At 59.2% G+C, this 24,660-nt stretch carries 27 protein-coding genes, 1 tRNA gene and 1 riboswitch; of the genes, 10 read left to right on the plus strand and 18 right to left on the minus strand.

Features of this window, described 5'->3' with window-relative positions; all coding sequences use genetic code 11:
- Window position 1: 1 nt before the first annotated feature.
- The 5 genes from cobA to cbiE are packed head-to-tail and all read right to left on the minus strand — an operon-like array spanning window position 2 to window position 4,386.
- On the minus strand, window positions 2-730 hold the full coding sequence (gene cobA / locus CLV87_RS11910) for a uroporphyrinogen-III C-methyltransferase (protein ID WP_099245576.1): 729 nt from the start codon (window positions 728-730) through the stop codon (window positions 2-4).
- On the minus strand, window positions 727-2,040 hold the full coding sequence (locus CLV87_RS11915) for a cobyrinate a,c-diamide synthase (RefSeq protein WP_099245578.1): 1,314 nt from the start codon (window positions 2,038-2,040) through the stop codon (window positions 727-729). The genes cobA and CLV87_RS11915 overlap by 4 nt, the downstream gene beginning before the upstream one ends.
- A complete protein-coding gene (cobM, locus tag CLV87_RS11920; RefSeq protein WP_099245580.1) occupies window positions 2,037-2,822 on the minus strand; it encodes a precorrin-4 C(11)-methyltransferase in 786 nt (261 codons plus the stop codon). Before cobM ends, CLV87_RS11915 begins: the two co-directional genes overlap by 4 nt.
- Complete coding sequence (locus CLV87_RS11925; RefSeq protein WP_208293342.1) at window positions 2,819-3,181, minus strand: cobalamin biosynthesis protein; 363 nt, start codon at window positions 3,179-3,181, stop codon at window positions 2,819-2,821. Before CLV87_RS11925 ends, cobM begins: the two co-directional genes overlap by 4 nt.
- Window positions 3,178-4,386: a precorrin-6y C5,15-methyltransferase (decarboxylating) subunit CbiE gene (cbiE, locus tag CLV87_RS11930; protein WP_099245584.1), complete on the minus strand. Its 1,209-nt coding sequence runs from the start codon at window positions 4,384-4,386 to the stop codon at window positions 3,178-3,180. The genes CLV87_RS11925 and cbiE overlap by 4 nt, the downstream gene beginning before the upstream one ends.
- Here cbiE and CLV87_RS11935 point away from each other — a divergent pair.
- Window positions 4,385-5,116: a cobalt-precorrin-6A reductase gene (locus CLV87_RS11935; protein WP_099245586.1), complete on the plus strand. Its 732-nt coding sequence runs from the start codon at window positions 4,385-4,387 to the stop codon at window positions 5,114-5,116. The two genes, cbiE and CLV87_RS11935, sit on opposite strands and share 2 nt — an antisense overlap.
- Here the strand turns inward: CLV87_RS11935 and cobJ are convergent.
- The 7 genes from cobJ to CLV87_RS11970 are packed head-to-tail and all read right to left on the minus strand — an operon-like array spanning window position 5,110 to window position 13,056.
- A complete protein-coding gene (gene cobJ, locus CLV87_RS11940) occupies window positions 5,110-5,847 on the minus strand; it encodes a precorrin-3B C(17)-methyltransferase (RefSeq protein WP_099245588.1) in 738 nt (245 codons plus the stop codon). The two genes, CLV87_RS11935 and cobJ, sit on opposite strands and share 7 nt — an antisense overlap.
- Entirely contained in the window at window positions 5,844-6,560 is a 717-nt protein-coding gene (locus tag CLV87_RS11945; RefSeq protein ID WP_099245590.1) for a precorrin-2 C(20)-methyltransferase, read from the minus strand. The genes cobJ and CLV87_RS11945 overlap by 4 nt, the downstream gene beginning before the upstream one ends.
- Window position 6,561: 1 nt before the next feature.
- Window positions 6,562-7,191, minus strand: a complete 630-nt coding sequence (locus CLV87_RS11950) for a precorrin-8X methylmutase (protein WP_099245592.1) — start codon at window positions 7,189-7,191, stop codon at window positions 6,562-6,564.
- Between the two features lie 9 nt (window positions 7,192-7,200).
- A complete protein-coding gene (locus tag CLV87_RS11955; protein ID WP_099245594.1) occupies window positions 7,201-8,358 on the minus strand; it encodes a precorrin-3B synthase in 1,158 nt (385 codons plus the stop codon).
- A complete protein-coding gene (cobN, locus tag CLV87_RS11960; protein ID WP_099245596.1) occupies window positions 8,355-11,597 on the minus strand; it encodes a cobaltochelatase subunit CobN in 3,243 nt (1,080 codons plus the stop codon). The genes CLV87_RS11955 and cobN overlap by 4 nt, the downstream gene beginning before the upstream one ends.
- A 5-nt stretch (window positions 11,598-11,602) precedes the next feature.
- Window positions 11,603-12,673 (minus strand): cobalamin biosynthesis protein CobW, encoded by a 1,071-nt coding sequence (gene cobW / locus CLV87_RS11965; RefSeq protein WP_099245598.1) that lies wholly within the window; start codon window positions 12,671-12,673, stop codon window positions 11,603-11,605.
- Window positions 12,670-13,056, minus strand: coding sequence for a DUF1636 family protein (locus CLV87_RS11970; RefSeq protein ID WP_099247718.1), 387 nt, complete (start codon window positions 13,054-13,056; stop codon window positions 12,670-12,672). Before CLV87_RS11970 ends, cobW begins: the two co-directional genes overlap by 4 nt.
- Window positions 13,057-13,144: 88 nt before the next feature.
- A riboswitch (cobalamin riboswitch) is annotated at window positions 13,145-13,355 on the minus strand.
- Between the two features lie 274 nt (window positions 13,356-13,629).
- On the opposite strand from CLV87_RS11970, the gene cobO reads away from it, so the two are divergent.
- From cobO to CLV87_RS11990, 4 genes are read left to right on the plus strand one after another with little or no spacing between them, the layout of a single operon-like run.
- On the plus strand, window positions 13,630-14,238 hold the full coding sequence (cobO, locus tag CLV87_RS11975; RefSeq protein ID WP_099245600.1) for a cob(I)yrinic acid a,c-diamide adenosyltransferase: 609 nt from the start codon (window positions 13,630-13,632) through the stop codon (window positions 14,236-14,238).
- Window positions 14,238-14,582, plus strand: coding sequence for a Lin0512 family protein (locus CLV87_RS11980; protein ID WP_099245602.1), 345 nt, complete (start codon window positions 14,238-14,240; stop codon window positions 14,580-14,582). Before cobO ends, CLV87_RS11980 begins: the two co-directional genes overlap by 1 nt.
- Entirely contained in the window at window positions 14,583-14,930 is a 348-nt protein-coding gene (locus CLV87_RS11985; RefSeq protein ID WP_099245604.1) for a Lin0512 family protein, read from the plus strand.
- A complete protein-coding gene (locus tag CLV87_RS11990) occupies window positions 14,927-16,375 on the plus strand; it encodes a cobyric acid synthase (protein WP_099245606.1) in 1,449 nt (482 codons plus the stop codon). The genes CLV87_RS11985 and CLV87_RS11990 overlap by 4 nt, the downstream gene beginning before the upstream one ends.
- 5 nt (window positions 16,376-16,380) lie before the next feature.
- Here CLV87_RS11990 and bluB read toward each other — a convergent pair whose 3' ends face one another.
- Genes bluB through CLV87_RS12010 form a run of 5 tightly spaced genes read right to left on the minus strand, consistent with a single transcriptional unit; the run spans window position 16,381 to window position 20,315 of the window.
- Window positions 16,381-17,004, minus strand: coding sequence for a 5,6-dimethylbenzimidazole synthase (gene bluB / locus CLV87_RS23880; RefSeq protein WP_235871914.1), 624 nt, complete (start codon window positions 17,002-17,004; stop codon window positions 16,381-16,383).
- Window positions 17,001-17,966: a threonine-phosphate decarboxylase CobD gene (gene cobD, locus CLV87_RS23885; RefSeq protein WP_166652745.1), complete on the minus strand. Its 966-nt coding sequence runs from the start codon at window positions 17,964-17,966 to the stop codon at window positions 17,001-17,003. The genes bluB and cobD overlap by 4 nt, the downstream gene beginning before the upstream one ends.
- Window positions 17,967-17,977: 11 nt before the next feature.
- Window positions 17,978-18,913: an adenosylcobinamide-phosphate synthase CbiB gene (gene cbiB, locus CLV87_RS12000; protein ID WP_099245608.1), complete on the minus strand. Its 936-nt coding sequence runs from the start codon at window positions 18,911-18,913 to the stop codon at window positions 17,978-17,980.
- Window positions 18,910-19,749, minus strand: coding sequence for a GHMP family kinase ATP-binding protein (locus tag CLV87_RS12005; protein WP_099245610.1), 840 nt, complete (start codon window positions 19,747-19,749; stop codon window positions 18,910-18,912). The genes cbiB and CLV87_RS12005 overlap by 4 nt, the downstream gene beginning before the upstream one ends.
- Window positions 19,746-20,315, minus strand: coding sequence for a histidine phosphatase family protein (locus CLV87_RS12010; protein ID WP_235871915.1), 570 nt, complete (start codon window positions 20,313-20,315; stop codon window positions 19,746-19,748). Before CLV87_RS12010 ends, CLV87_RS12005 begins: the two co-directional genes overlap by 4 nt.
- A gap of 51 nt (window positions 20,316-20,366) precedes the next feature.
- Between CLV87_RS12010 and cobU the strand changes: the two genes are divergently transcribed.
- The 3 genes from cobU to CLV87_RS12025 are packed head-to-tail and all read left to right on the plus strand — an operon-like array spanning window position 20,367 to window position 22,652.
- Window positions 20,367-20,903, plus strand: coding sequence for a bifunctional adenosylcobinamide kinase/adenosylcobinamide-phosphate guanylyltransferase (cobU, locus tag CLV87_RS12015; protein ID WP_099245614.1), 537 nt, complete (start codon window positions 20,367-20,369; stop codon window positions 20,901-20,903).
- Entirely contained in the window at window positions 20,887-21,903 is a 1,017-nt protein-coding gene (cobT, locus tag CLV87_RS12020; protein ID WP_099245616.1) for a nicotinate-nucleotide--dimethylbenzimidazole phosphoribosyltransferase, read from the plus strand. The genes cobU and cobT overlap by 17 nt, the downstream gene beginning before the upstream one ends.
- Complete coding sequence (locus CLV87_RS12025; RefSeq protein WP_099245618.1) at window positions 21,900-22,652, plus strand: adenosylcobinamide-GDP ribazoletransferase; 753 nt, start codon at window positions 21,900-21,902, stop codon at window positions 22,650-22,652. The genes cobT and CLV87_RS12025 overlap by 4 nt, the downstream gene beginning before the upstream one ends.
- Before the next feature lie 56 nt (window positions 22,653-22,708).
- Here CLV87_RS12025 and CLV87_RS12030 read toward each other — a convergent pair.
- Window positions 22,709-22,785, minus strand: a tRNA-Ile gene (locus CLV87_RS12030).
- Window positions 22,786-22,967: 182 nt separating this feature from the next.
- Between CLV87_RS12030 and purM the strand changes: the two genes are divergently transcribed.
- The gene (gene purM / locus CLV87_RS12035; RefSeq protein ID WP_099247720.1) at window positions 22,968-24,014 is read left to right on the plus strand and encodes a phosphoribosylformylglycinamidine cyclo-ligase; all 1,047 of its coding nucleotides are present in this window, start codon (window positions 22,968-22,970) and stop codon (window positions 24,012-24,014) included.
- Window positions 24,011-24,601 (plus strand): phosphoribosylglycinamide formyltransferase, encoded by a 591-nt coding sequence (purN, locus tag CLV87_RS12040; RefSeq protein ID WP_099245620.1) that lies wholly within the window; start codon window positions 24,011-24,013, stop codon window positions 24,599-24,601. The genes purM and purN overlap by 4 nt, the downstream gene beginning before the upstream one ends.
- Window positions 24,602-24,660: the final 59 nt, after the last annotated feature.

Consider the following 24,660-nt stretch of genomic DNA (forward strand, 5'->3'; position numbering starts at 1 on the left):
GTTACTGCATGTCTGGATCGGCCAGTGGACCGTAGAGGATCAAGGCAGGTGAGGGGCTGGGATGCCCGTCGAGATCCTGGGCAAGCTCGGCCACGGTATGGAAGCTGATGGCTTGGTCCGGGGTTGAAACGGATTCCGCCAGCATGGCGGGTGTGTCGCCGGGCAGGCCTGCTTCGATCAACATCGCGGCCATTTTGGTGAAGGTACGCCGTCCCATATAGACAACGGTGGTGGCCATCGGATCTGCCAGGGCGGGCATGTTCAGGTTTTCCGGCAGGGCCCCGGTCACGTCATGGCCGGTGATGAATTGCACGCGTCGCGCGGTGAGGCGGCGGGTCAAGGGGATACCGGCAGCGGCCGCGGCGGCATTGGCCGCAGTCACGCCGGGAATGATTTCGTAATCGATTCCGGCCTCGCGCAGCGCCACCAGCTCCTCCTCAAGACGGCCAAACACGCCGGAATCGCCGGATTTCAGACGTACGACCCGGTTGCCCGCTTTGGCGTAATCCACCAGCAACCGGCTGACATGTTCCTGTTTTGGCGAGGGGCGTCCGGCGCGTTTGCCAACACCAACCATATCCGCACCATCGCGGGCATGGGCCAGGATCGGGCCCGAGCTGAGATCGTCAAACAACACCGCATCGGCATTTTGCAACCGATCCACGGCCTTCAATGTCAAAAGCTCGGGGTCACCGGGGCCCGAGGAGACAAAGCTGACGAAACCGCTCATGTGCTGGCCTCCGTGATCAGGTGAAAGAAGGTCCCGCTGGCATTGCCTCGCACGGACCCGGTTTCGGGCACTTCTGCGCCGTTCGCATCGCGGACGCAAGCCAAAGGCGCGTCGGGCTGATCCAGAATGGTTGAATAGTGGAATTCGTGACCGCGCAACTGTTTGCCTGCCGCAAAACCCGGCATTGGGGTGGCCAGTTTTGCCTGACGGTAGCCCAAATGCATCTTGCGTTTGGCATAAGAGGTCACGAGGCCCAGCAAACCTGCCATCTGGTGGCGTGTGCCTTCCTTGTCGATCAATGCCTCACCCATGGCCATATAGCCCCCGCATTCTCCGTGAACCGGGCGGGTCGTGGCAAATTTTTGCAAAGCATCGCGGAAATCGGCCGCTGACGCGATTTTGCCTGCGTGCAGTTCCGGGTAACCGCCGGGCAGCCAGCAGATATCAGCACTGTCATCAGGGGCTTGATCGGCAAGGGGCGAAAACGGGATGATCTCTGCGCCCGCCGCGCGCCAGGCCTGCACCAAGTGCGGATAGACAAAGGAAAACGCGTCATCCTGTGCTAGGGCGATGCGTTGGCCGGGCGGCGTGATAAGAGGCGTATCGCCTGGTGAGATCTGACATGGCTGTGCCACCTCGCGTAGGCGCGCCAGATCAACATGCTCGGAAACGAAAGCGGCGGCCTCGTCCAGAATGCGCTGCAGGCCTTCTTGTTCCTGCGCCTGCACAAGGCCCAAATGCCGTTCAGGCATCTCAATCTCGCGTTTGCGGGGCAGGGCACCCAGAACCTCGATCCCCATGGCTTCCATGCCAACGCGGGTCAGTGCTTCGTGACGGGGGGAGGCGACGCGGTTCAATACCACACCGGCCAGTTTGACATTGGGGTTAAAGCTGGCAAATCCCTTGGCGGTGGCTGCTGCCGATTGCGCCTGGCCTGACACGTCGACGACCAAAACCACCGGCCAGCCGGTCATTTCGGAAACATCCGCGCTGGCGCCATTGCCGGTCTCACCCTTGACGGCGACACCGTCAAACAGGCCCATGGAGCCTTCGGCCAGGACAAGGTCAGCATCCTTGGCCGCCGACAGGTGCTGCGCGATCATGCCCTTGGGCATGGCCCAGCTATCAAGGTTGACCGAGGCGCGGCCCGATGCGGCCCGGTGAAAGGCCGGGTCGATATAATCCGGTCCGCTTTTGAAGGGTTGCACCGTCAGTCCCTGCTGGGAAAAGGCGCGCAGCAGCCCCAGCATCAGCGTTGTCTTGCCCGTCCCTGAGGCCGGGGCAGAGATCACCAATCCGGGGGCGTTCATTCGACTCCCTCCGGGAAACGCGGATTGGTGCCGACGGGGCGGTAGCGGCGGTCGTAATCGCCTGCATAAAGGCAGCTTTCGTCGAACTCTTCGGCACCTATGGCGCGGCCAACCATGATCAAGGCTGTGCGCCCGCGTTCTCCGCCGGTGGCCTCTTCCAAAGTTTCCAATGTGGCGCGCACGATGCGCTGATCGGGCCAGGTGGCGCGCCAGACCACGGCCACCGGGCAATCACCGCCATAATAGGGGATCAACCGCGCAATCACGTCTTCGAGCACATGAACCGACAGGTGAATGGCCAAGGTCGCCCCGGTTTTTGCAAAATTCTCAAGCGTTTCACCATCCGGCATGGCCGAGGCGCGCCCAGAGGTTCGGGTCAAGACAAGCGACTGAGCTACGCCGGGCAGGGTGAATTCCGCGCCCAAAGCGGCTGAAGCTGCAGCAAAGGCGGGCACGCCTGGTGTGACATCATAGGGAATGTCCAATTCTCGCAGGCGGCGGGTTTGTTCCCCGAGTGCTGACCAGACCGACAGATCGCCAGAATGCAGGCGGGCCACGTCATGTCCTGCGGCATGGGCCGCCTGAATTTCGGCCATAATCTCGTCCAGCGACAAAGGCGCCGTGTTGATGATCCGCGCCCCCTCGGGACAATGGCTTAGCAAAGCTTCGGGAACCAGCGACCCGGCATAAAGGCAAACCGGGCAAGAGGCGATCAGATCGCGCCCGCGCAAGGTGATCAGGTCTGCGGCCCCGGGGCCAGCACCGATGAAATGGACGGTCATTGCGTTTGTCCTTCTGCAATTGCGGCTGTGGCACGACCACAAGGAGAGATGACGCGCGGCCCTCTTAGTATGGCCCCTTTGCCAGCCGCGGCCAATGCGGCTGCCTCAGCCAAGGACCCGGTGCCAAACCGGGCCAATTGGGCTGGTGATTGCGTCAAAGTTTGTTGTTTGCGCAGCTCGTCTTGGCGAACCGCGATAAGAGGGATTTGCAACTGGCGCGCCAGGTCGGTCAGGGCCGCGCGATCCGTTTTGTGATCAGAAACGGCCAGCGCATCGACCTGTACCTCAAACGCCTCAAGCGCTTGGCGCATGGCCGAAATGGGCGCACCCCTGCGATATCCAATGCCGGCCACCCTCATAGGGATACGCTCCATTGAATGACCGGGCGGGCGCGATCCCAGCCGCGCATGGTGCCAAGCGGTGCAGCCTGGGACAGTTCCAGCTTGAGCAATTCGCCGCCTTTGCGCGCCTGCCATTCAATCAACAGGCTTTCGGTTTCCAGCGTTACGGCATTGATGACCAAACGCGTCCCCGGAGCCAATTTGGCAAAGAGCGCCTCAAGCAAGTCATGGCGCGCACCGCCGCCGATAAACACCGCGTCGGGATGGCCAAATTTGCCCGCGAGCAGGGTATCGATTTGCTCGATGGCCTTGCCGGTCACAATGTTCATGCGATGGGACAGACCGAACCGTTTGGCGTTTGCTGTGATATTGGCGGCGCGGTCGGCGCGCGCCTCGACACAGACCGCGCGGGATTTTTCAGCGGCAAGCAGGAATTCAATCGAGACCGAGCCAGAGCCCGCCCCAAGATCCCAAAGCACATCGCCATAGCGCGGCTGCAATGCGGCGATGGTCATGGCGCGCACCGGGCTTTTGGTGATTTGCCCGTCATGGGCGAATTGATCTTCGTCGCGCCCGGGAGCTTGTTGAAAACCGCCTTGCGTCTCAGTCTGCATGGTTAGCGCGATGGCAACTGGTGCCTGAATGTCCGTCAGGTCGAACCCCTGGGCCGGGCTGCTGCGATGCCTTTCCAATGGCCCACCCAGTCGCTCAATTACGTCAAGCGTACTTTGTCCAAAGCCGTGTTCCGTCAACCACTTGGCCAAGTCCTTGGGTGCTTCGCCATCGCGCAATGTGCAAATCACCTGCCGTTTTTGCCCGAGATGCCGGGTCAGCTGCTCAAAAGGGGCGGCGTGCAGTCCAAGGCACAGCGTTTCCTCGATCCGCCAGCCCTTGCGCGCCGCGATTTGCGAAAAACACGACGGGGCCGGGTGTGTCACCCACTCATCAGGCTTTAGATGGCGCGCAATCGACGCTCCCCCGCCATACCAGAACGGATCACCGGACACGAGAATGACGGTGTTTTTGCCGCGGTGCTCGAGGACCGGTTGCACCGAAAACGGCACTGGCCATGGCTGTCCGCGATCCTGAAAATTTGCCAGCTCCAGATGCCTTGGGCCGCCAAAGACAAAATCTGCCGCGTCCAACGCAGAACGGCTTGCAGAGCTCAGCTCGTTCAGGCCATCTTCGCCGATACCGATGATGGTCAACCAGGGCTCAGACATGGCGCGCACCCTTATTCTTGGCGGAACAACCGAGGCGAGCCGATTGGCCCACGCTTTGGCCGAGCGCGGCAGTGATGCTGTGTTTTCCTATGCGGGGCGCACGATTAATCCGGTGGCTCAGCCTTTGCCGACGCGCGTCGGGGGCTTTGGCGGGGTAGAGGGCCTTGTCGCCTATTTGCGCCAAGAGTCTATCACCCATGTGGTCGATGCCACCCATCCCTTTGCGGCGCAGATGAGCCGGAATGCGGTTGCGGCTTGTGCAGCTGCGGGTGTTGATTTGTGTGCGCTTGAACGCCCGGCGTGGCGGGCGATGGACGGCGATATTTGGCAGAATGTCGCCAGCATCGAACAGGCTGTTGCAGCGCTGCCCGACAGGCCCAAGCGTGTGTTTCTGGCGATTGGTAAGCAAAACCTCTCGGATTTTGCCGCGGCCCCCCAGCATCACTATCTGTTGCGGTTGGTTGATCCGCCGCAGGGCGACCTGCCGCTGCCCAATACGAGTGTCGTGATCGCGCGCGGGCCTTTTGACACAGCCCAGGACACTGCTCTGTTGCAAAGCCACAAAATCGACCTGATCATCGCAAAGAACGCTGGCGGGCGCGGGGCCGAAGCCAAGATTTTGGCGGCCCGCGCCTTGAAGCTGCCGGTGATCATGATCAACCGACCACAGGTGCCCGAGCGTCTGGTGTTTGGCGAAGTTGATCAAATCATGGGCTGGCTTGGTCATTGAACCTGCCTTGGCGTGTAGACGAAACGCCCTATCTGGCGGGTGTCCGCGTTTCCGACAATCACAACCGTGCGCATATCGGCCATCTCTGGCACAGCTTCGGCAAGGGTAACGGTTAGCAGGTTTTGCGTTGGCTTTGTGACGTCTTTTGCAAATGAAATCAGAGTATTTGTGCCGCACTCTTCACGTAAAATCTCAAGTGCGCGACCAAACTGATGCGGGCGTGATTTTGAGCGTGGATTGTAGAAAGCCATGGCAAAGCCTGCTTGTCCGGCCAGTCGCAACCGCTTTTCGATCAACTCCCAGGGTTTGAGATTGTCGCTGAGATTGATGGCGCAGAAATCATGGCCCAAAGGGGCACCCAGCTGTGCCGCTGCCGCCAGCATGGCCGTGATGCCGGGTAGAATTCGAATATCGAGGTCTTGCCAGGCTTTGGGGCCATTTTCGACCGCCTCAAACAGGGCCGAGGCCATGGCAAAAACGCCGGGATCACCCGACGACACGACCACAACACGTTTGCCTTGGCTGGCCATCTCCAAAGCATGGCGGGCGCGATCCAATTCAACCCGGTTGTCGCTTTCATGTAGGGTCAGCCCTGCGCGAGGTTCAACACGGCGCACATAGGGGATATATCCAACAATATCAGTGGCCTGAGAAATAGCCTCCTGAACTTCGGCAGTGACAAGCCTGTCATCGCCGGGGCCAAGTCCGGCGACCTGAACCCAACCGCTCATGGGCGGCGCCCCTGACCATGCACGACAGCGATGGTGAAATAGGGCCAATCGCCCTCGGACTCTGCCAGCCGAGCAATGCGCTGGCCCTGCATGGTGCCCCGTTCGATTAACCAAGCGTCGTCCAAACGGCCAGCGGCGGCCAAGGCGCGTTTGAGTTTGGGCAGGTTTCGGCCGATTTTCATGACCGCCAAAGCGTCTGTATCGGCGGCGCGGCGGGTCAGCTCTTCCTCTGGAAGGGTGGCCATCATGACTGTCAGAATATCGTCACCCCAGGTGATCGGGATGCCTGTCGCGGTCCAACAGCCTGACATGCCGGTGATGCCGGGGATGACCTCGATTTCTGCTTTGTCCTGCAGGCGGGAATGCAGGTGCATGAAGGACCCGTAAAAGAACGGATCACCTTCACAAAGCACGATAACATCTTGGCTATGAACAAGTTTGGCAAGCTTGACGGCCCAGTCATCGTAGAACTCGGCCAAGAGCCGGTTATATTCTGGGTCGCTGAAATGGATCTCGGTCGTGACCGGGTATTCCATGGGATATTCGGTGACACCCTCGGCCATCATGCCATTCACGATCTTGCGGGCCTGCCCGCTGCGACCGGCTTTGCGGAAATAGGCCACGTGCCCGGCAGACCGGATCAGACGATCTGCCTTGACGCTCATCAGTTCGGGGTCGCCGGGGCCCAGCCCGACGCAAATAACCTTGCCCATCTTATTCCTTCCAACTCGCCAAGGCGTTGACCGCCGCCACTGTAATGGCCGATCCGCCCAATCGTCCTTTGCAGATCATGGAGGGCACAGGCAAGTCTTGCATCAAAGCGTCTTTGCTTTCAGCGGCACCGACAAATCCGACCGGGCAGCCGATGATGGCCGCAGGGCGCGGGCAGTTCGGGTCTTCGAGCATGTTCAGCAGGTGAAACAGGGCCGTGGGCGCGTTGCCAATGGCCACAACCGCGCCGTCCAACTGGGGGCGCCAAAGTTCGAGCGCGGCGGCAGAACGGGTATTGCCCATTTCCTTGGCCATCTCGGGAACACGCGGGTCCTGCAAGGTGCAGATGATCTGGTTGTCAGCAGGCAGGCGCGGGCGGGTGATGCCTTCGGATACCATGCGAACGTCGCAAAGGATCGGCGCGCCATCTTCCAGCGCTTTGCGTGCGATCGAGGCCATGCCATCGGAAAACTGCACATGCTCCTCGAGCCCAACCATGCCAAGGGCGTGGATCATGCGCACGACAACCGGCTCTTCGTCACGGGTAAACCGCTCTAGCTCGGCTTCTCGGCGGATCGTGGCAAAGCTTTCTTTGTAGATCGCTGCGCCATTCTTTTCGTAGGTGTGGGGCATTTTGTTCTTCTAGGATAGGTATTTAGGTAGCGCGCTGGCAGAGATGTTTTCCATGGCAGCGGTGTCGCTTGCCCGGCCATTGCGAATGAGGTCAAACCGGTCAGGCCCGGTGGCGCAAAGTGTCAGATCAGCCTTTCCGGGCAAGGCGCAGCCTTTGGCACAGCCAGAGACGTGCAGATTTTGGCCGGGCTCTAGCATTGAAACCAGCGACCGCGCAACGAGTCGTGTCGGGCCAAGAGCCTGCGGGCAATGCGGCGCGCCCGTGCAGGCAAAGGCGCGTTGCAAAGGAGTCTCTGGGTCCAGGTAGGTGCCGGGGATTTCGGCCGGTTTTGTGCAGGAATTGACCAAAATCATGCGCCAAGGGGTCAAGCGCAGCGGTCCCAGCGATGCCAAGCCGCGCAAAGTGTTACTGGTCAAAGCGCCAAATTCCAGACCAAAGAATACGCCCTTTTCAGACATTCCCGGGCATGGACGGGCCGCGCCGAGAGGCGCAGGCACTTCGGAAAACTTCTCAGGCAATACTGCTCCCTTGGCCAGATGTGCGCGCATCCGCCCGCGATTTTCTGGCGCTCCGCCGGTATCCAGAAACCATTGCGCCAGCTCCAAGGCCGTTTGTGCCGCCGAGTTTTCGGTGACCCAAGCACCAAATGCATGGCCATCTGGACGACAGATCAACCGCCCATCCTCGCAACGTTCAATCCGTATATCAGCAGAACAATCGCCCAGCACAGGTGCCATGCTGCAATCCACCGCATAGCCGAACTTACCCGGTGTTTGTGGCGCGGTCTCCGCTTGCAACGCGTCATTCAGGCGGGTTGCAATGCGAAAAGTTTCGTCTCCGATCTCCCAATAGGGTGTCATGACAATATTGCGCCGCGCCTCAACTTCTAGGGACGGATCAAGCAGGTTAAGCTCCCGCAAACCGGACAAAAGATCAGGATGGTTCCCCTCAGAAACGCCGCGAAGCTGCAAATTTGCCCGCGCCGATAGATCCATCTGGCCCGAGCCGTAACGATCAGAGAGATCGGCGACGCCAATGGCCTGTTCCTGTGACAAATAACCAAAGGGCGCGCGAATACGCACCACCAAACCGTCGCCTGACATCATTGGGCGCAGGGCACCAGGGCACCAGCCTTTGACAATCGGGGCGTTTGACGCGGCGCTCATGCGCTTTCCTCCAGCGTTGCAATGATCGAGTTGCGGCGGGTGGTCCAAAGACCGGAATCCTGCAACGCGCGAAAGCGGTCGCGCATGGCCTGCAGGGCACCGGGATTGGCATCCGCCATAAACTCAACAAGGTCCGAGCGGCCCAATGTGGCATCAAAGAACAGATCAAACAGATGGGCCGGAACCACCTGCGCGAGATGGGCAAAGGCCGCCATGTGGTCCAAAGTCGCGCTGATCTCTGCCGCGCCGCGAAAGCCATGACGCATCATACCGTTGATCCAATCCGGATTGGCGGCTCGGGCGCGGGTCACGCGTGCGATTTCTTCGTTTAGGTTACGCGCGGTGGGGTTGTCCGGGCGGGTTGCGTCAAGATGGTAAAGGGCAGGGGCCTCGCCCCCGACGCGGGCGACTGCCGCGGCAAACCCGGCCTCATGGGCGGCATAGTCCGAGGCAAGCAGAATATCGGTTTCGGGCAGGTCCTGAAGGTGCACAAAGGCATCGGCTGCCTTGACGCGTTTCTCAATCGCCTGCCGGTCGGCCTTGATTTCGCCGGTCGCGTTGATGCTGTGACTGGAGGCGTTTAGCCAGGCCTCGCCTGCTGCTTGCCGCGCCTCATCTGTATAGGTGTCGAGATGCTGGCTCATGGACAACCCATATTGTCCCGGGCGTGGCCCAAAAACGCGTGGCTGTTGTTCCAGATACGGGTTGTCAGACGCCGCTTCTTCGCGCTGTGACAAGACTTCGGACGCTTTTTCAAACATCTGCGCGAGGCCGGGAAACACATCGCGGAACAGGCCGGACACGCGCAAGGTGATGTCGATACGCGGGCGTCCAAGTAGGGCCAAGGGGATGACGTCAAACCCGCCAACGCGCTCTGACCCTTCATCCCATTTCGGCGACAGGCCTGCCAGATGCAGCGCCATGGCGAATTCCTCACCCGCTGTGCGCATGGTGGCGGAGCCCCAAAGGTCGATCACCAGATTGCGCGGCCAATCGCCGTGATCTTGCAGGTGGCGACGCAGCAATTCTTCGGCCAGTTTGACCCCTTGCGCATGAGCAGATCGAGACGGAACCGCACGAGGATCGGTTGTGAACAGGTTGCGTCCCGTGGGCATGACATCTGTGCGCCCGCGAAACGGAGACCCGGATGGTCCAGGTGTCACGAGGCGGCCCAGCAGGGCTGATGAGAGCCCGGCTCTTTCCTCGGCCCCGCAATCGCCGGTGCCAAAAATATGCAACCCGTCGCCATATTGGCTTTCCTTGATGTCGCAAACAAAGGCATCGATCAGGGTGATGGCTTCGGCGGCAGAAGTGTCTGAGCTCAGCCCAAGATCCTGCTCGACACCCGAAGCTTGTGCCTCAGACCTGATGTCACCGATCAGGCGATCTCGTCGCGCTGGATCAAGCCCATCGGCTGTCGAATACTCGTCCAGCAAGCTTTCCAAACGCCCCATGCCCTCGGGCAGTTTGGTCTGCGCCAGGGGCGGGGGCAGGTGGCCGATTGTGACGGCTGAAATGCGTCGCTTGGCTTGGGCCGCTTCGCCGGGATCGTTGACAATAAAGGGATAGATGACCGGCAAATCGCCGATCAGCGCTTCGGGCCAGCAGGCATGTGAAAGGGCGACCGCCTTGCCCGGTAGCCATTCCAGTGTGCCGTGGGCACCGATATGGATCAGGGCATCGATCTGGCGACGGATCCAGAGATAGAAGGCAACATAAGAATGGCGCGGGGTGCGGTCGAGATCGTGGTAATCGTCGACGCGCAGGTCAACATCGCTGCGCTCGGGTTGCAAGGCAATAAGAACGTCACCGGATTGGATCGCCGGGAAGTGAAAACTGCCGTCGCGCAGCAATGGGTCTTGCTCCGGCGCTCCCCAGGCGTCCTGTAAATCATCGCGCAGCCCTTGTGGCAGGTTTGCCAACTCTGACAGGTACTCGGAGAGCGGCCAAGCCAGTGTCTCCGTGGTCAAACGTGCGCCAATATCGGCAGTTTCTGCACAGTTGATGCCTGAGGCGGATAATTCGCGCATGATTTCAGTACATGACGCCAAAGCATCCAACCCCACCGCATGGGCCAGTTGATGCTGCTTGCCGGGATAGGTGGACAGCACCAAGGCCAGCTTTTTCTCTTTCTGCGGTTTGCTTGCCAGATTGTGCCAGCGCAGGACTTTGTCAGCGACCGCGTCAATTCGGGTGGGATCAGCGCGATGGGCAAAGCGGGAATATTCCAGCGCGTCATCCTTGCGACCGGGCTGTTTGAAGCTGGCCACACCGGTGAAAATGCGCCCGTCCACCTCGGGCAGCACCACATGCATGGCCAAATCGGCGGGCGAAAGACCGCGATCCGCTGTTGCCCAGTCCTTTTTGCGCGCTGTCGACAGGGCGACCTGAAACACCGGGCAGCCGGTTTCGTTAAGAGGCGAGGCCGCGCCATCTGCACCCTGCGCTGAAAAGGCAGTAGCGTTGACGATGGCGGCTGGATTCAACGACGCCAGTTCCTGACGCAACCAGGTGCCCGCGCCCGGTGCCTTGAGGCTGGGGGCGAACATGCCGACGGCACAAAAACCGCGCTGCTCGAGCGCGTCGATCAGGGCGTCAACCGGCGAGGTGTCGGCAGATGTGAGATAGGAACGGTAAAAGGTGACGGGAACAACCGGGCGGTCGGAGGCAGGCTTGCCGCACACGCCAGATGCTGGGTGATAGTACCCCATATCCGGAACATGCTTTTCGCCAGTAACCGGCCCCGCATAAAGGCCCGCCGCCAAAGACAATTGCGCAAGGGCGGCCTGCGCTGCCACGGCTCCCCCGGCATCGCAGAGCCTTTGCAACTGTCGCAATGTGGATACCGGAAGGGTCGAAACCTCGTCCAACCGCGCGTCTGGACGACCATCCGCCGGTAGGACTGCCAAGGCAAAGCCGTTGCGGCGCGCCATATCCTGCAACACCGCCAACCCATAGGGCCAATAGCTTTCGCCACCGATCAGGCGCACCAAAACCGCTTTGACCCCAACCAGGGTTTGTTCGGCATAGGTATCGACCGACAAAGGGTGTTTGAGCGCAACGATATTGGCCAGCCTCAGGCTGGGAAGCGCACCATTGGCCCGATGCCATCCCGCTGCAAAAGCCCCGAGGTCGCTGTCAGAAAAGGACAGCACCACCAGATCCGCGGGCGTCTGCCCGAGATCCTGCGGTGTATCCGTTTCTTCAAGCCCGTGGCTTTCGCGAAAGACGACATGCATTTGGTTTAGGCCTCCAGAACCTGACGGATCGCGGTTTCGTCGATATTGTCGTGTTCTGCAATCACAACCAATTGCGTGCGACGTTCCTGCGCGCCCCACGGCTGGTCAAATTGTGCACGAACGCGGGCACCTACGGCCTGAACCAACATGCGCATGGGCTTTCCTTGCACGGCAACATAGCCTTTTACGCGCAGAATGTTCTGTTCGTTGGCCAGGCGCTCGATGTTGTTTTGCAACTGGTCCGGGTTCGCGATCTCGCCCAATTCCACAACGATACTGTCAAAGTCATCATGGTCGTGATCATGGTGATGGTGATCATGATCATCGTCGTGGTTGTCATGATGGTGATCATGGTGGCTGGGACGGTTGTTCAGATCATCCTCGGCTGCGGCTTCCAGGCCCAGGATCACTCGGGGGTCAACAACACCTTCGGTCATAGGGATGATCGGCAGCTTGCGGGGTGTTTCAGCCTCAATCACGGCGCGCGCCTTGGCCAGCCCCTCTTCGCCTGCAAGGTCCGCCTTGGACATCAGGATAATATCGGCGCAAGCAATCTGATCCTCGAAAACCTCAGAAAGCGGCGTTTCATGATCCAGAGAGTCATCGGCCTCGCGCTGTGCATGGACTGCGTCCAGATCCGGGGCGAACTGACCGGAGGCGACAGCCTCGGCATCCGCCAGTGCAATCACGCCGTCAACGGTGATGCGCGATTTGATCGCGGGCCAATCAAAAGCCTTGAGCAAAGGCTTGGGCAGGGCCAGGCCAGAGGTTTCGATCAGGATGTGCTCGGGCGTTTCTGGCAGGGCCATCAGGGCTTCGATGGTTGGGATGAAATCATCGGCCACGGTGCAGCATATACAGCCGTTGGACAGCTCCATGATATTGTTTTCCGGACAGTTTTCATCTGCGCAGCTTTTGAGGATGTCACCGTCTACACCCGCTGTTCCGAACTCATTGACCAATACGGCCAGCCGTTTGCCTTGCGGGTTTTGCATTAGGTGGCGAATAAGTGTGGTTTTTCCTGCGCCCAAAAAGCCGGTGATGACCGTGACAGGGATTTTGTTCAGGTTGGTCATTTCTTGTTGTCCTGCTCTTTGGAAATGATTGGAGGGATGCGGGCTACCGATTGTTTGCGAAACACCACGGGGCGTTCACGCCATGGGACCAGGCCGTCATCCGTTGCTGCATAAGCGCGTGCCCCGGTGAGAATATCGTCGACATGCTCATCGGCTTTCAGATCTCCGTACACATACGTCCACCGTTCCGCCCCGCCAGACAACACCATGGAACAGCCGCGTGTGCAGGCCGACAGGCATTCAACAGGGCGCAAAGTGACCCCTTCCGGCAGATCCTGGGCGTTTAGTGCATCATATAGCAGCTGCCCGGCACGGGGGCCTTCTTCATCGGTTGGGGCACCTGCGCGGCAGGTGGTGCATACTGTCAAGGTGACCTCGGCCATCCAATTCGTCCTTTCCAGAACGACGAGGTCTGCCAGCAAAGAGAGCCAAAACTCTGCCAAGCCGGTCGCGAAACACCCCGTTCGCCCGTTGCAATCATTCGCGCTGGCAGGTCTCCCGGCTTGCGGATTCAGACGCCTGATAGGCCCCAACGGATTGCCCACCTTCCCGGCCTTCTAGCCAGTGGCGCAGCATCCTTTCCGGTCACGGTCGCGGGGGCGGCTGTGCTTCGATCAATGCTGATCTCACACATTCCCTCTTCGCCTGTTGTGAAACAGGAACCAGCCGGGCCAAATGATCGCTCAGGCCTGTATTTGTCAAGCGTCACAGGGGGCGATTTGAGGATGAAAAACGACATGTCGCAACGGTTTTGGTCGGGATTTGTGCTTAGCGCCGCGGATCGCTTGGGATGTTGTCGCTAACGGTGCGTTGTGGGGGAATTGGTGGGCTCGCGACGAAAGCGAGCAGGCGAATGGTGCTACGCGTTTTCGACCTCAACCGGAAACAGTCCCCATTGACAGGCCGGAAAGGCTGCGTTTCAACTCCGGGCCTGAGCCGAAACGAGGAGAGCCGGGATGAGTGCCGATTCAGAACGCCACGCAATGAAGATGGCCAAGAAGAAAGCTGCGCGTGACAAGATCATGGCCAAGAAAGAGGGCGAAAAAGGTCTGATTATCGTCCATACCGGGGCGGGTAAGGGCAAATCTTCCTCTGGGTTCGGCATGATTTTGCGCTGTATCGCGCATGAAATGCCCTGCGCCGTCGTCCAATTCATCAAAGGGGCCTGGCAAACCGGCGAGCGGAGCCTGATCGAAAAAAACTTCCCCGATCTTTGCCAGTTTTACGCGATGGGAGAAGGGTTTACCTGGGAAACTCAGGACAAAGAGCGCGACATTGCCGCCGCAAAAAAGGGTTGGGAAAAGGCCAAGGAATTGATCCGTGATCCTGAGATCAATTTCGTTTTTCTGGATGAGATCAACATCGCCCTGCGTTATGACTATCTCGACATCGCTGAGGTGGTCGAATTCCTTAAGACCGAAAAACCGGACATGACCCATGTGTGTTTGACAGGGCGTAACGCCAAGGAAGAGCTAATTGAAATTGCCGATCTTGTGACCGAGATGACCTTGGTCAAACATCCGTTCCGCTCGGGGATCAAAGGTCAAAAAGGGGTGGAATTCTGATGCCACGCAAGCGGTTGCTAACGGAATTTGGCTTTGGGTCATCGCTTCGGCGACAGGATTACACTCAAGCGGCTATGCGCGGTGTTGAAAACGCGCTGTGGCATAATTCGATCAATCTGGCCGAGCTTTTCGGGCGCGAAAAGTCCGACATGTTGATCGACGTGGATGTGGCCGTCGCTGCCCCGGATCAGGTGGATGTGGACAAAGTGGCGAGAGTGTTCCCTTATGGGCAGGTGTCTGTTCACGTGAGCAAAGGCGGCTTGGACATTCCGCGTCAGGATGGCGGCAAGCCGACCGTTATGGCGAATATCGCGATTTCCGTCAGTTTCGAGATGGAGGGTTAGATGCAGCGGTTCATTATCGAAATGGGCAGCGGCAATGATCAATACGGCCAGAACTACACCAAGGCCGCTGCGCGCGCGATCGAGGACGCCATTCGCCATTCCTCGATTCCCATGTTTGATACCTTGGGTATCGACCACATGAAGATGTCCGTGCAAGTCACTGTGGGTGTTCAAGAACCCGATCAGGTCGATTGTGACGCGTTGCGTGAAAACCTGCCGCGGGGATCCGTGACCGTAAAGGCGGTTAGCGGCGGCTTGAATGTGACCAACCCCGATACGGGCAATGTTATCGTGATTGCCTCGGCTGCGGTTGAGGCCTTTCTTGATCCAGAAGTCGTGCGGGGATGAGCAAGGCTTTGATGATCCAAGGGGCGGGCTCGAATGTGGGCAAGTCCATGTTGGTGGCGGGCCTGTGTCGCGCGGCGCGCAATCGGGGATTGTCTGTCGCTCCGTTCAAACCGCAAAACATGTCCAACAATGCCGCCGTGACGGCGGATGGCGGTGAAATTGGGCGGGCGCAGGCCTTGCAGGCGCAGGCTTGTGGGTTGGAACCGCATACGGATATGAACCCGATCCTTCTAAAGCCTGAAACCGATGTAGGTGCTCAGGTAGTAGTTCAAGGTCGCCGACTAACCACTTGTAAGGCAAGAGAATACTCCAACCTTAAACCGCGATTGATGGAGAGCGTTCTCGACAGTTTTACTCGTCTTCGAGACCAGCATGACCTCGTTTTGGTCGAAGGTGCCGGCAGCCCGGCAGAGGTCAATTTGCGGGCTGGTGACATTGCCAATATGGGGTTTGCCTGCGCTGCAAATGTGCCGGTCCTTTTGGCCGGAGATATTGATCGCGGAGGCGTTTTTGCTCAGATCAAAGGCACGCAAGCGGTCCTTGATGATCAGGATAACGCCCAGATCAAAGGGTTTTTGATCAACAAATTCCGCGGCGACCCGTCGCTTTTTGAGGATGGTTACAAGCTCATTGAGACCATCACTGGGTGGCAGGGCTACGGTGTTTTGCCCTTCTTTGCAGATGCTTACAAACTCCCAGCCGAAGATGCGTTGGATTTGCCAAAACGTGCTAAAGGGCAGGGGTTGCGGGTGGTGTGCCTGCGCCTGTCACGGATAGCCAATTTTGATGATCTTGATCCTCTGGCGCAGGAACCGGATGTGGACCTGACCATGCTCTCTCCTGGCGAGGCCATTCCCGGCGACACCGATCTTGTGATCCTACCAGGAAGCAAATCCACCCGAGGAGACCTCGCGTTTCTGCGCGCCCAAGGATGGGATATCGACCTGCAGGCACATGTCCGGCGTGGCGGGCATGTTTTGGGAATTTGTGGCGGGTATCAGATGCTTGGAACGGTTATCTCCGACCCACAAGGGATCGAAGGGCTAGCCGGTCGGGATGCTGGTCTGGGGCTGTTACAGGTTGAAACGGAAATGACCGATGACAAACGCCTGACCCGCGTCGCTGCGCGCCATGCCGACTCCGGCGCCGAAATGAGCGGTTACGAAATCCATATCGGCCGCAGTGATGGCCCTGATCGTGACCGGCCCTTTGCCTTCGTTGATGGAACCGCCGAGGGCGCACAATCGAGTGATGGCAAAATCATGGGCACGTATCTGCACGGGTTGTTTTCCTCAGATCAATTTCGCAAGGCCTTTGTCGAAAGGCTAGGTGGGACATCCAGTGTCGCAAGCTACGCGCAAACCGTGGATGAGACCTTGGATGTCCTGGCTGAACATATGTGCCAACATATTGACGTAGATGGAATTTTGGCTTTGGCCCGGTAGGGAAACTATCGTTTTTGCCACAGGGTTGGCGTGTTTTCCTGCCAGCCAGCGCGATGCAAGAGCGGCGTGTCATCGGTGAAACTGGGATAGCCGATGCAGAGATAGGCGTTGAACTGCCACGTCGCGGGCACGTCCAAAATATCGATCACACGCTGCGGGTCGAGGATAGACACCATGCCAACCCCCAGATTGTGGCTTCGCGCGGTGAGCCAGAGGCTAAAGATCGCCATGGATGTGGATTGCGCCAGCGTTTCCGGCATGGTTTTGCGGCCCAAGCCACGGCCTTCTTCGGGGTCCGTTTCGGTAAAGATAGCCAATTGCACCGGTGCAATGTCCAAACCAGCCAGTTTCAGAGCGTCGTATTTTTGACGATCCTCCCCTTGGTAGCTTTGCGCGGCGTCGGCATTGCTGGCTTCGAACACGTCGCGGATTTGCTGGCGAAGGGCAGGTGTTTCGATGCGCAAGACGCGCCAAGGTCGGGCATTTCCGACCGAAGGGGCCAGTTCCATGGCGTCTTTTAGCTTGTCGAGCAGGTGCTCTGGAACCGCGCGACCGTCAAAGTGACGCACATCGCGGCGCCACTCCAACAGGTCTTGAAGGCAGCTCTGATGAGGGGTGTCGAACTTCACGCCATGGCCTCCTGCAACCGCGCCCATTCATCCTGGCTTCCCGGCAGGCCTAATCGAATGCAACTTTGTGACCAGGGGAAAATCCGGCTCCAGATATGGTGGCGGGCGAGATGCTCCTGCGCCTCTTTGGCATTCGGAGTTTTATAAAGACGGAACAATTCTGTCCCCCCGACCAAGGTCCAGTCTTTGCCCTTTGCCATGCTGTCAATTTCGCTTGTTTCTGCCCGTAGGCGGGTGATGGTCTCTTGCGCCCAGGTATCATCGCTCAGGGCTTTTTGGCCAACCTCAATTGCGATGCCGGACACGGGCCATGGGCCGGAGATTTCAGCCAATTTTGCCACATTGGCAGCACTGCCAAGGACGAAACCCAAGCGAATCCCGGCCAGCCCGAAAAACTTGCCAAAGCTACGCAAAATATAGAGATTTTCCGGGTGGGTTCCGACCGAGGTAAGGCTCAGATCTGGGCGCGGATCGGCAAAGCTTTCATCCACCACAAGGTGGCCAACCTGGTCGGTGAGGGCGATCAAATCGGACGGGGCAAAGCTTTGACCATCCGGGTTGTTCGGGTTCACGACCACTGCCAGATCGGCTCCGGCCAGATCCCGCAGTGTGGCGACTTCCTCAACCTGCCAGCCAGCCGCCAATAGGCAGGCGGCGTGTTCGTTATAGGTCGGGGCAAGGACGCGCGCGGTGCCGGGGGTGATAAGGCGGGGCAAAAGTTGAATGGCCGCTTGAGCGCCGGCCATAGGCAGGATCGACCCGGACCAGCGATAGGCGCGGGCGGCGGCCGAGATCAGCGCCTCAATACTGGCGCGGGTGGGCAGGGCCTGCGATGCGGCGGGAGAGACTGCGGGCATCGGGTAAGGCACCCGGTTTATCCCAGTCGACAGGTCGATCCAACGGCTAGGGTCACCGCCAAAATGGGCCATGGCCCAATCGATATTGCCACCGTGATCGCGCATTTCTGTCCCCCTCAGAACAAGGCCCATAGAGCAAGCCCGAGGGTCAAAGCAAGCAGTGCAATCGTATAGAGACGCAATCCGCGACGTATCGCCATGGCGTCCGGATCCGGGCAAGAGCCGTTGACCCAGGGTTCGTCGGACATGTGATCACCGTAGACCCGTGGACCAGACAGGCGAATGCCCAAGGCACCGGCAAGGGCGCTTTCGGGCCAGCCCGCATTGGGGGAACGGTGCTTGCGTGCATCTGCCAGGATGCAACGCAGCGCTACACCGGGGCGCTTTGAGGTCAGAGCAAAAAGCAGGCCGGTCAGGCGGGATGGCAGCAAATTGACCAGATCGTCCAACCGCGCGGCAGCTTTGCCGAAATACTCATAGCGCTCATTGCGGTGTCCGATCATGGAATCCAGCGTATTGATCGCCTTATAGGCGGCAATTCCGGGCAGGCCGAACAGCGCGCCCCAGAAAACTGGTGCAACGATTCCATCCGAACTGTTCTCGGCCAGGCTTTCCAGCGCGGCACGAGACACACCTGCAGAGTCCAGTTGAGACGGATCGCGGCCCACGATCATCGAAACAGCGTGTCGCGCTCGGGTTATATCGCCACGTTCCAAGGGGATGACCACGTCACGCACATGGGTATACATCGAGCGCGCCGCGACGAGGGGCCATGCTAGGAACCCGGCGATCAAGGTGCCGAGCCTGTTTTCTGGCAGTGCAATGGTTAATAGAATCGCGCAAAGGGTCGTTATGGCCAAGGTGACCAGTGTTGTCAGGCTGCCGGCGAGGAACCGTTTCGTTGGGCTGCCGACATTACCTTTTTGCTCTAACATGGAAATCAGGCGTCCAATCCAGGTCACCGGATGGCCAATGCGACGGAAAATCGGGTCCGGCCAGCCGATCAGGGCGTCTAGGGCTAGGGCGAAGATCATGGCAAGCGGCCAACTCATGATGGCCCTCCGGCACCAAACTGGGTTATTTGGCGCAAACCCGCTTCGCGCAGCAGTGCCGCGCCATGTTTGGGGGTACCTCCGCGTGGGAAGACAAAGCCGCGCGCGGCCCCGGTATGTGCAATGACGTAGCCGGCAGCACCCAGGGCTTTGGCCAAGTCTGGCGTCGGGTCTTGGGCCGCGCTGCGCAAAGCCAGATTACGACGGGCTGATTCCGAACTCAGTTCTGCCAGTTCTTCCACGGGGGATTGCGGCGAAAGTGTTTTCCAAGCCGAAACCAGGTCGCTGATATCGGCGAAATTCACGTCACTGGCCTTTGTTCTTTGGCAAGGGCCCCAGAACCCGCCAATGACCTCAAAGCGCGGCAAAGCGGGCAGTTGCGCGATTGTTTCGGCCCGACGTGAGGCCCAAAGGAGGCGTTCCGGGCTCGAAAACATCAGCGGATCGGTCGCACCTTCGATCGCGAGGCAGGCTTTGGCTATATTGTGCGGTGTTGCGGCTGTACCGGCAAGCCTTGCCAGCGCAACAAGAGCGGCGGTCGACGCTCCGGCACCGCCACCCGGTGGCATGTCGGCGCGCAAGGTAAAGCGGAATTGGGCAGGGCAATTGAGGTGGTTTAGAAAACGCCGTGCCGATACGGTGTCGGAAATCCGTTGCCCGCTGAACAGGTGGTATTGCGCGGCTGGGATCGCCCGGGCGTGTACCGCCAAACTCGGGCAGGGTAGGGTGACCAGTACCAACGGCCCGTCCTTGCCGAGACGCCCTTGCAAAAGCTCTCCGAAATGGCCGGCGACGGATGTGATCTTGGCCCGAGACGGTTTGAATACAGCTCTCATATGCAGCGATTGACGTCATTGATGCAGAAAACGCCCCCTTGCAGTTTCGTAAGGCGGGTCACTGACAGGTTTGCAATATCAAAACGCAGCGCTGTGGGTACACCGCCCAAAACAACCGAAAGCGCCGCTCGGATACTGCCGGCATGGGCGACAATCGCGGTCTTGCCCGAGGGCAGATCGGCCAAAACTGGGTCTACCCGCGCACAGACATCCAGAAAGTTTTCGCCATTTGGGGGCGCAAAGGATGCCAAGTCTTGGCCATCCATCGGTCCGAGATCGGGCAGGGCAGCATAGGGTTGCCCCTCCCAATCACCCAGATCCTGTTCCCACAAAGCCGGTTCCAACACGGGATTGGCATCGGGCCAGATGGCCGCGCTCGTTTCAATGCAACGCTGTGCTGGGCTGGACAGAACGCGGTCCATGGTTGGCAAAGCAGAGCGCAGCCGCGCAAAATGATCGGAATCACTGCAATCCGCCGCAATATCGCGGCGACCATAAACACGACCATCCTGAATGACAGGCGCATGCCGTATCAAAAAGATCTCTGTCGCGACATGGTCTTGCACTGTCGTTATTCCTCTTTCGCTCGCGCTCTGTTTCTGCTTTTTCATAGCGCCATGAGCAAGTCGATACTGATAACCGGCGGGGCCCGATCAGGGAAAAGCGTCATTGCCGAGCGTATTACCGAACGTTTGGCCGCTGAAATCCAGTTGCCGCCGGTCTATATTGCCACCGCCCAGGCTTTTGACGCCGAGATGGAAGATCGCATTGCCTTGCATCAGGAACGGCGCGGGCCGGAATGGCGCACCGTAGCGGAACCTTTGAACGTTGGGCAGGCCTTGCGCGACACAGACGGGCAGGGGCCGCGCCTGCTAGATTGCCTGACCCTATGGGTGTCCAACATGATGCATCATGAGCGTGAGATTGAGGCCGAGGCGCGCGCGCTTGCTCAAGCTATCACGACGCAAACCGCCCCTGTGGTCTTGGTCACAAACGAAGTTGGCGGCGGCATCGTCCCCGAGAACGCGCTGGCGCGTCGGTTTCGTGATGAGGCGGGCCGCGTCAATCAGATCATTGCCCAGGCCTGCGAGGAACTGTATCTCGCCGTGGCTGGCTATCCATTGAAGGTGAAACCCAATGACATCGAAATTTGAACTGACGGCGTTGGATGCGTTGAAAGATAAGGTTGCGGATCTGCCGCAAGTCGACAATGCCGCCGCTGACGCCGCCCGTGCGCGCCAGGATAGCCTGACCAAACCCCCCGGTGCCCTGGGTCGCCTTGAGGAATTGGCGATCTTTATGGCCGGTTGGCAAGCTGTCGAAACGCCAGTGATCAACAAGGCACAAGCGCTTATTTTTGCGGGAAACCACGGCGTCTGTGCGCAAGGCGTAAACCCGTTCCCACAAGAGGTGACCGTGCAAATGGTCGCCAATTTCGAAGCGGGCGGCGCAGCGATCAATCAGCTTTGTCAGGCCAACGGGGCCGATTTGTCGGTCATTGCTTTGAACTTGGACAATCCGACCCGGGATTTCACAGTGCATCCGGCCATGTCAGCCGAAGAAACGCTGAGCGCGATCAATGCCGGGGCCGCTGCGGTCGATCTGGATGCTGACATTCTGATTCTTGGCGAGATGGGCATTGGAAATTCCACAGTGGCCGCGGCCTTGGCCCATGCGGTCTTTGGTGGGACCGCCTTGGATTGGGTGGGTCGCGGGACCGGTTCTGATGATGAAGGCGTCAAGCGTAAGGTTGATGTTGTCGAACGCGCCGTCGCTTTGCATGGCGATGCCAACGGGCTTGAGATTCTAAGCACTTTGGGCGGGCGCGAACAGGCCGCGATTTGTGGCGCAGTTCTTGCGGCGCGTGCCGCGCGCATTCCGGTTCTGCTGGATGGCTATATTTGCACGGCAGCGACGGCACCACTTTTCGCTGTTGACCCAAGCTTGCTTGACCACTGCCTTGTCGGTCATCGCAGCGTTGAGCCCGGCCATCAAAAGCTATTGTTTGCCATGAACAAAACCCCGGTTCTGGACTTTGATATGCGCCTTGGTGAAGGCTCTGGTGCCGCGTTGGCCTTGGGCATTTTGCGCAGCGCCTTGGCCTGTCATAACGGCATGGCCACCTTTGCCGAAGCCGGAGTGTCTGACGCATGACCCCCTTTGCCCGCCGCCTGCAAGAGCTGAGACTGGCGGGCATGTTGCTGACGCGCGTGCCAATGGGCACGCTGCGGGAGCCGATTCCCAGCCTGCCAGATGCGCGATGGGCCTATCCGGTTATCGGTTTGGGGCTTGGTCTGGTGATGGCCTTGTTCGCTAGCGGCGCGGCGTTTCTGGGATTTCACCCAGGCATCACCGCGCTTTTGGTGGTGGCGATTGGCGTTTTGTTGACCGGAGCCATGCACGAAGACGGAATGGCTGATCTGGCTGATGGGCTTGGCGGGGGGCGCGACAAAAAACACCGTCTCGAAATCATGCGCGACAGCCGGATTGGCAGCTATGGTGTGCTGGCGCTTGGCCTGACACTGGCGCTCAAGGCGCAAGCAATGCTGGCGGTTTTTGCAGCGGGTTACGTGCTTTGGCCTTTGCTGGCGATGATGGCCGCCAGCCGTGGTTGCATGTTGCTGGTTCAGGAAACATTGTCACCGGCGCGCAGCGATGGCATGGGTCACAGCGCCCATGAACGCGGCGGATGGCGGCCATTCGTTGGATTCGCAATCGCCTCGGTCAGCGTTTTGACACTGGGAACACAGGGTTTCATCGTCCTGACCGCCATGCTATGCGCTGCGCTTGCCCTCAGATATCAGGCCAAACGGCTGATTGGTGGCCAAACCGGGGACGTGCTGGGTGCCGTCCAACTGGCCGCCGAATGCGCTGGCTGGCTGGCCTTGTCTTTGCTTGTCTAAGCAAAGGAACAGGGCCGAAGCCAAATTTTATGTTGAGTCTGGCTTTGTGTTGAATCTGGTAGGCCCGGAGGGACTTGAACCCCCAACCAAGGCGTTATGAGCACCCTGCTCTAACCAATTGAGCTACAGGCCCACCGTATCGCTTTACGTATCAGACCGGTATCCGGCGTCAAGCCGTCAACTTCGGCGCGAAGTGTGGGATAAATTCGGGTTGCGACATGGCCAGACATTGAAGTGTGGCGGCGGATGGGCTATCGCGGCGCAAAGCCTGCAAATGCGGGCGTTTCAGACGATATCTCGATCAAGGGGACCGCTATGAGCGATGGTAAGAACGGGCTGACCTATGCAGAGGCAGGCGTGGATATTGACGCAGGCAATGCCTTGGTCGAGCGGATCAAACCGGCGGCGAAACGCACCAACCGCTCTGGCGTGATGAGCGGGCTTGGCGGTTTTGGCGCTCTCTTTGATCTCAAGGATGCCGGTTACAATGATCCGATCCTTGTTGGGGCCACCGATGGTGTCGGCACCAAGCTGCGGATTGCCATTGATACCGGTCATGTGGACGGGGTTGGCATCGATCTGGTTGCCATGTGCGTCAATGATCTGGTGTGCCAGGGGGCGGAACCGCTGTTCTTCCTTGATTACTTTGCGACCGGCAAGCTGGATACAGATACCGCTGCTCGTGTTGTCGAAGGCATTGCCGGGGGCTGCGTTCTGTCCGGCTGTGCGCTGATCGGTGGCGAAACCGCGGAAATGCCGGGCATGTATCCGGCGGGTGATTTTGACCTGGCCGGGTTCTCGGTTGGCGCGATGGAGCGCGGCACCGCATTGCCCGCAGGTGTCAAAGAGGGCGACGTTCTGCTCGGCCTTGGCTCTGACGGTGTTCATTCCAACGGCTACTCGCTTGTGCGCAAGTTGGTCGAGGTCTCGGGACTTGGCTGGGATGCCGATTGCCCCTGGGGCGAAGGATCGCTGGGCGCAGCCTTGCTGACGCCGACGCGCCTTTATGTAAAACAATGCCTTGCGGCGATCCGCGCGGGCGGTGTGCATGCTTTGGCCCATATCACCGGCGGCGGGCTGACCGAAAACCTGCCGCGCGTTCTGCCGGAAGGGCTGGGGGCCGAGATTGATCTCAGCGCCTGGAGCCTGCCTCCTGTTTTCAAGTGGATGCAAGAGACCGGCGGGATCGAAACCGCTGAAATGCTCAAGACATTCAACTGTGGTATGGGCATGGTCCTGGCCGTTGATGCCGAGCAGGCGGATGCGCTGGAAACTCTGCTGAGCGACGCAGGCGAAAACGTCGCGCGTTTGGGCCGTGTCGTTCCGGGCGAAGGGGTGTCCTATAGCGGAACCCTTGCATGAAGCGGGTCGCTATCCTGATTTCGGGGGGCGGATCCAATATGGTTCGCCTTGCCGAGGACATGAGCGATGATCATCCGGCGCGCCCGGTTTTGGTCCTGTCGAACAATCCCGATGCCGGTGGTCTGGCCAAGGCTGCGCAGATGGGGATTGCAACCGAGGTTGTTGATCACCGCGACTTTAAAGGTGATCGCGAAGGGTTTGAAAGAAAACTGATTTCAGTTATTGACCCTTACGCGCCCGACATTCTGGCGCTGGCCGGGTTCATGCGTATTCTGACCGAAGAATTCGTGACCCATTACGCCGGTCGCGTGCTGAACATTCACCCATCTTTACTGCCCAAATACAAAGGGTTGCACACCCATGCGCGCGCGATTGAGGCTGGGGACAAGGAGGCCGGTTGCAGTGTGCACGAGGTCACGGCTGAACTTGATGGTGGCCCGATCCTTGGTCAAGCGCGGGTTCCGATAGTGGCGGGTGATACGTCAGATGATTTGGCCGCACGGGTTTTGGTGCAAGAGCACAAACTCTATCCAGCGGTGCTGCGTCGCTTTGCGGTTGGCGATAAGACACCGGTTTTACTGCCTTAAATTCTGAATTGGCGCGCCGTTTGGGTTGTGTTTTCGCGCGCCACAGGGTTAGCTGTCTG

This window comes from Pelagimonas phthalicica (assembly GCF_004364805.1).
GTDB lineage: Bacteria > Pseudomonadota > Alphaproteobacteria > Rhodobacterales > Rhodobacteraceae > Pelagimonas > Pelagimonas phthalicica.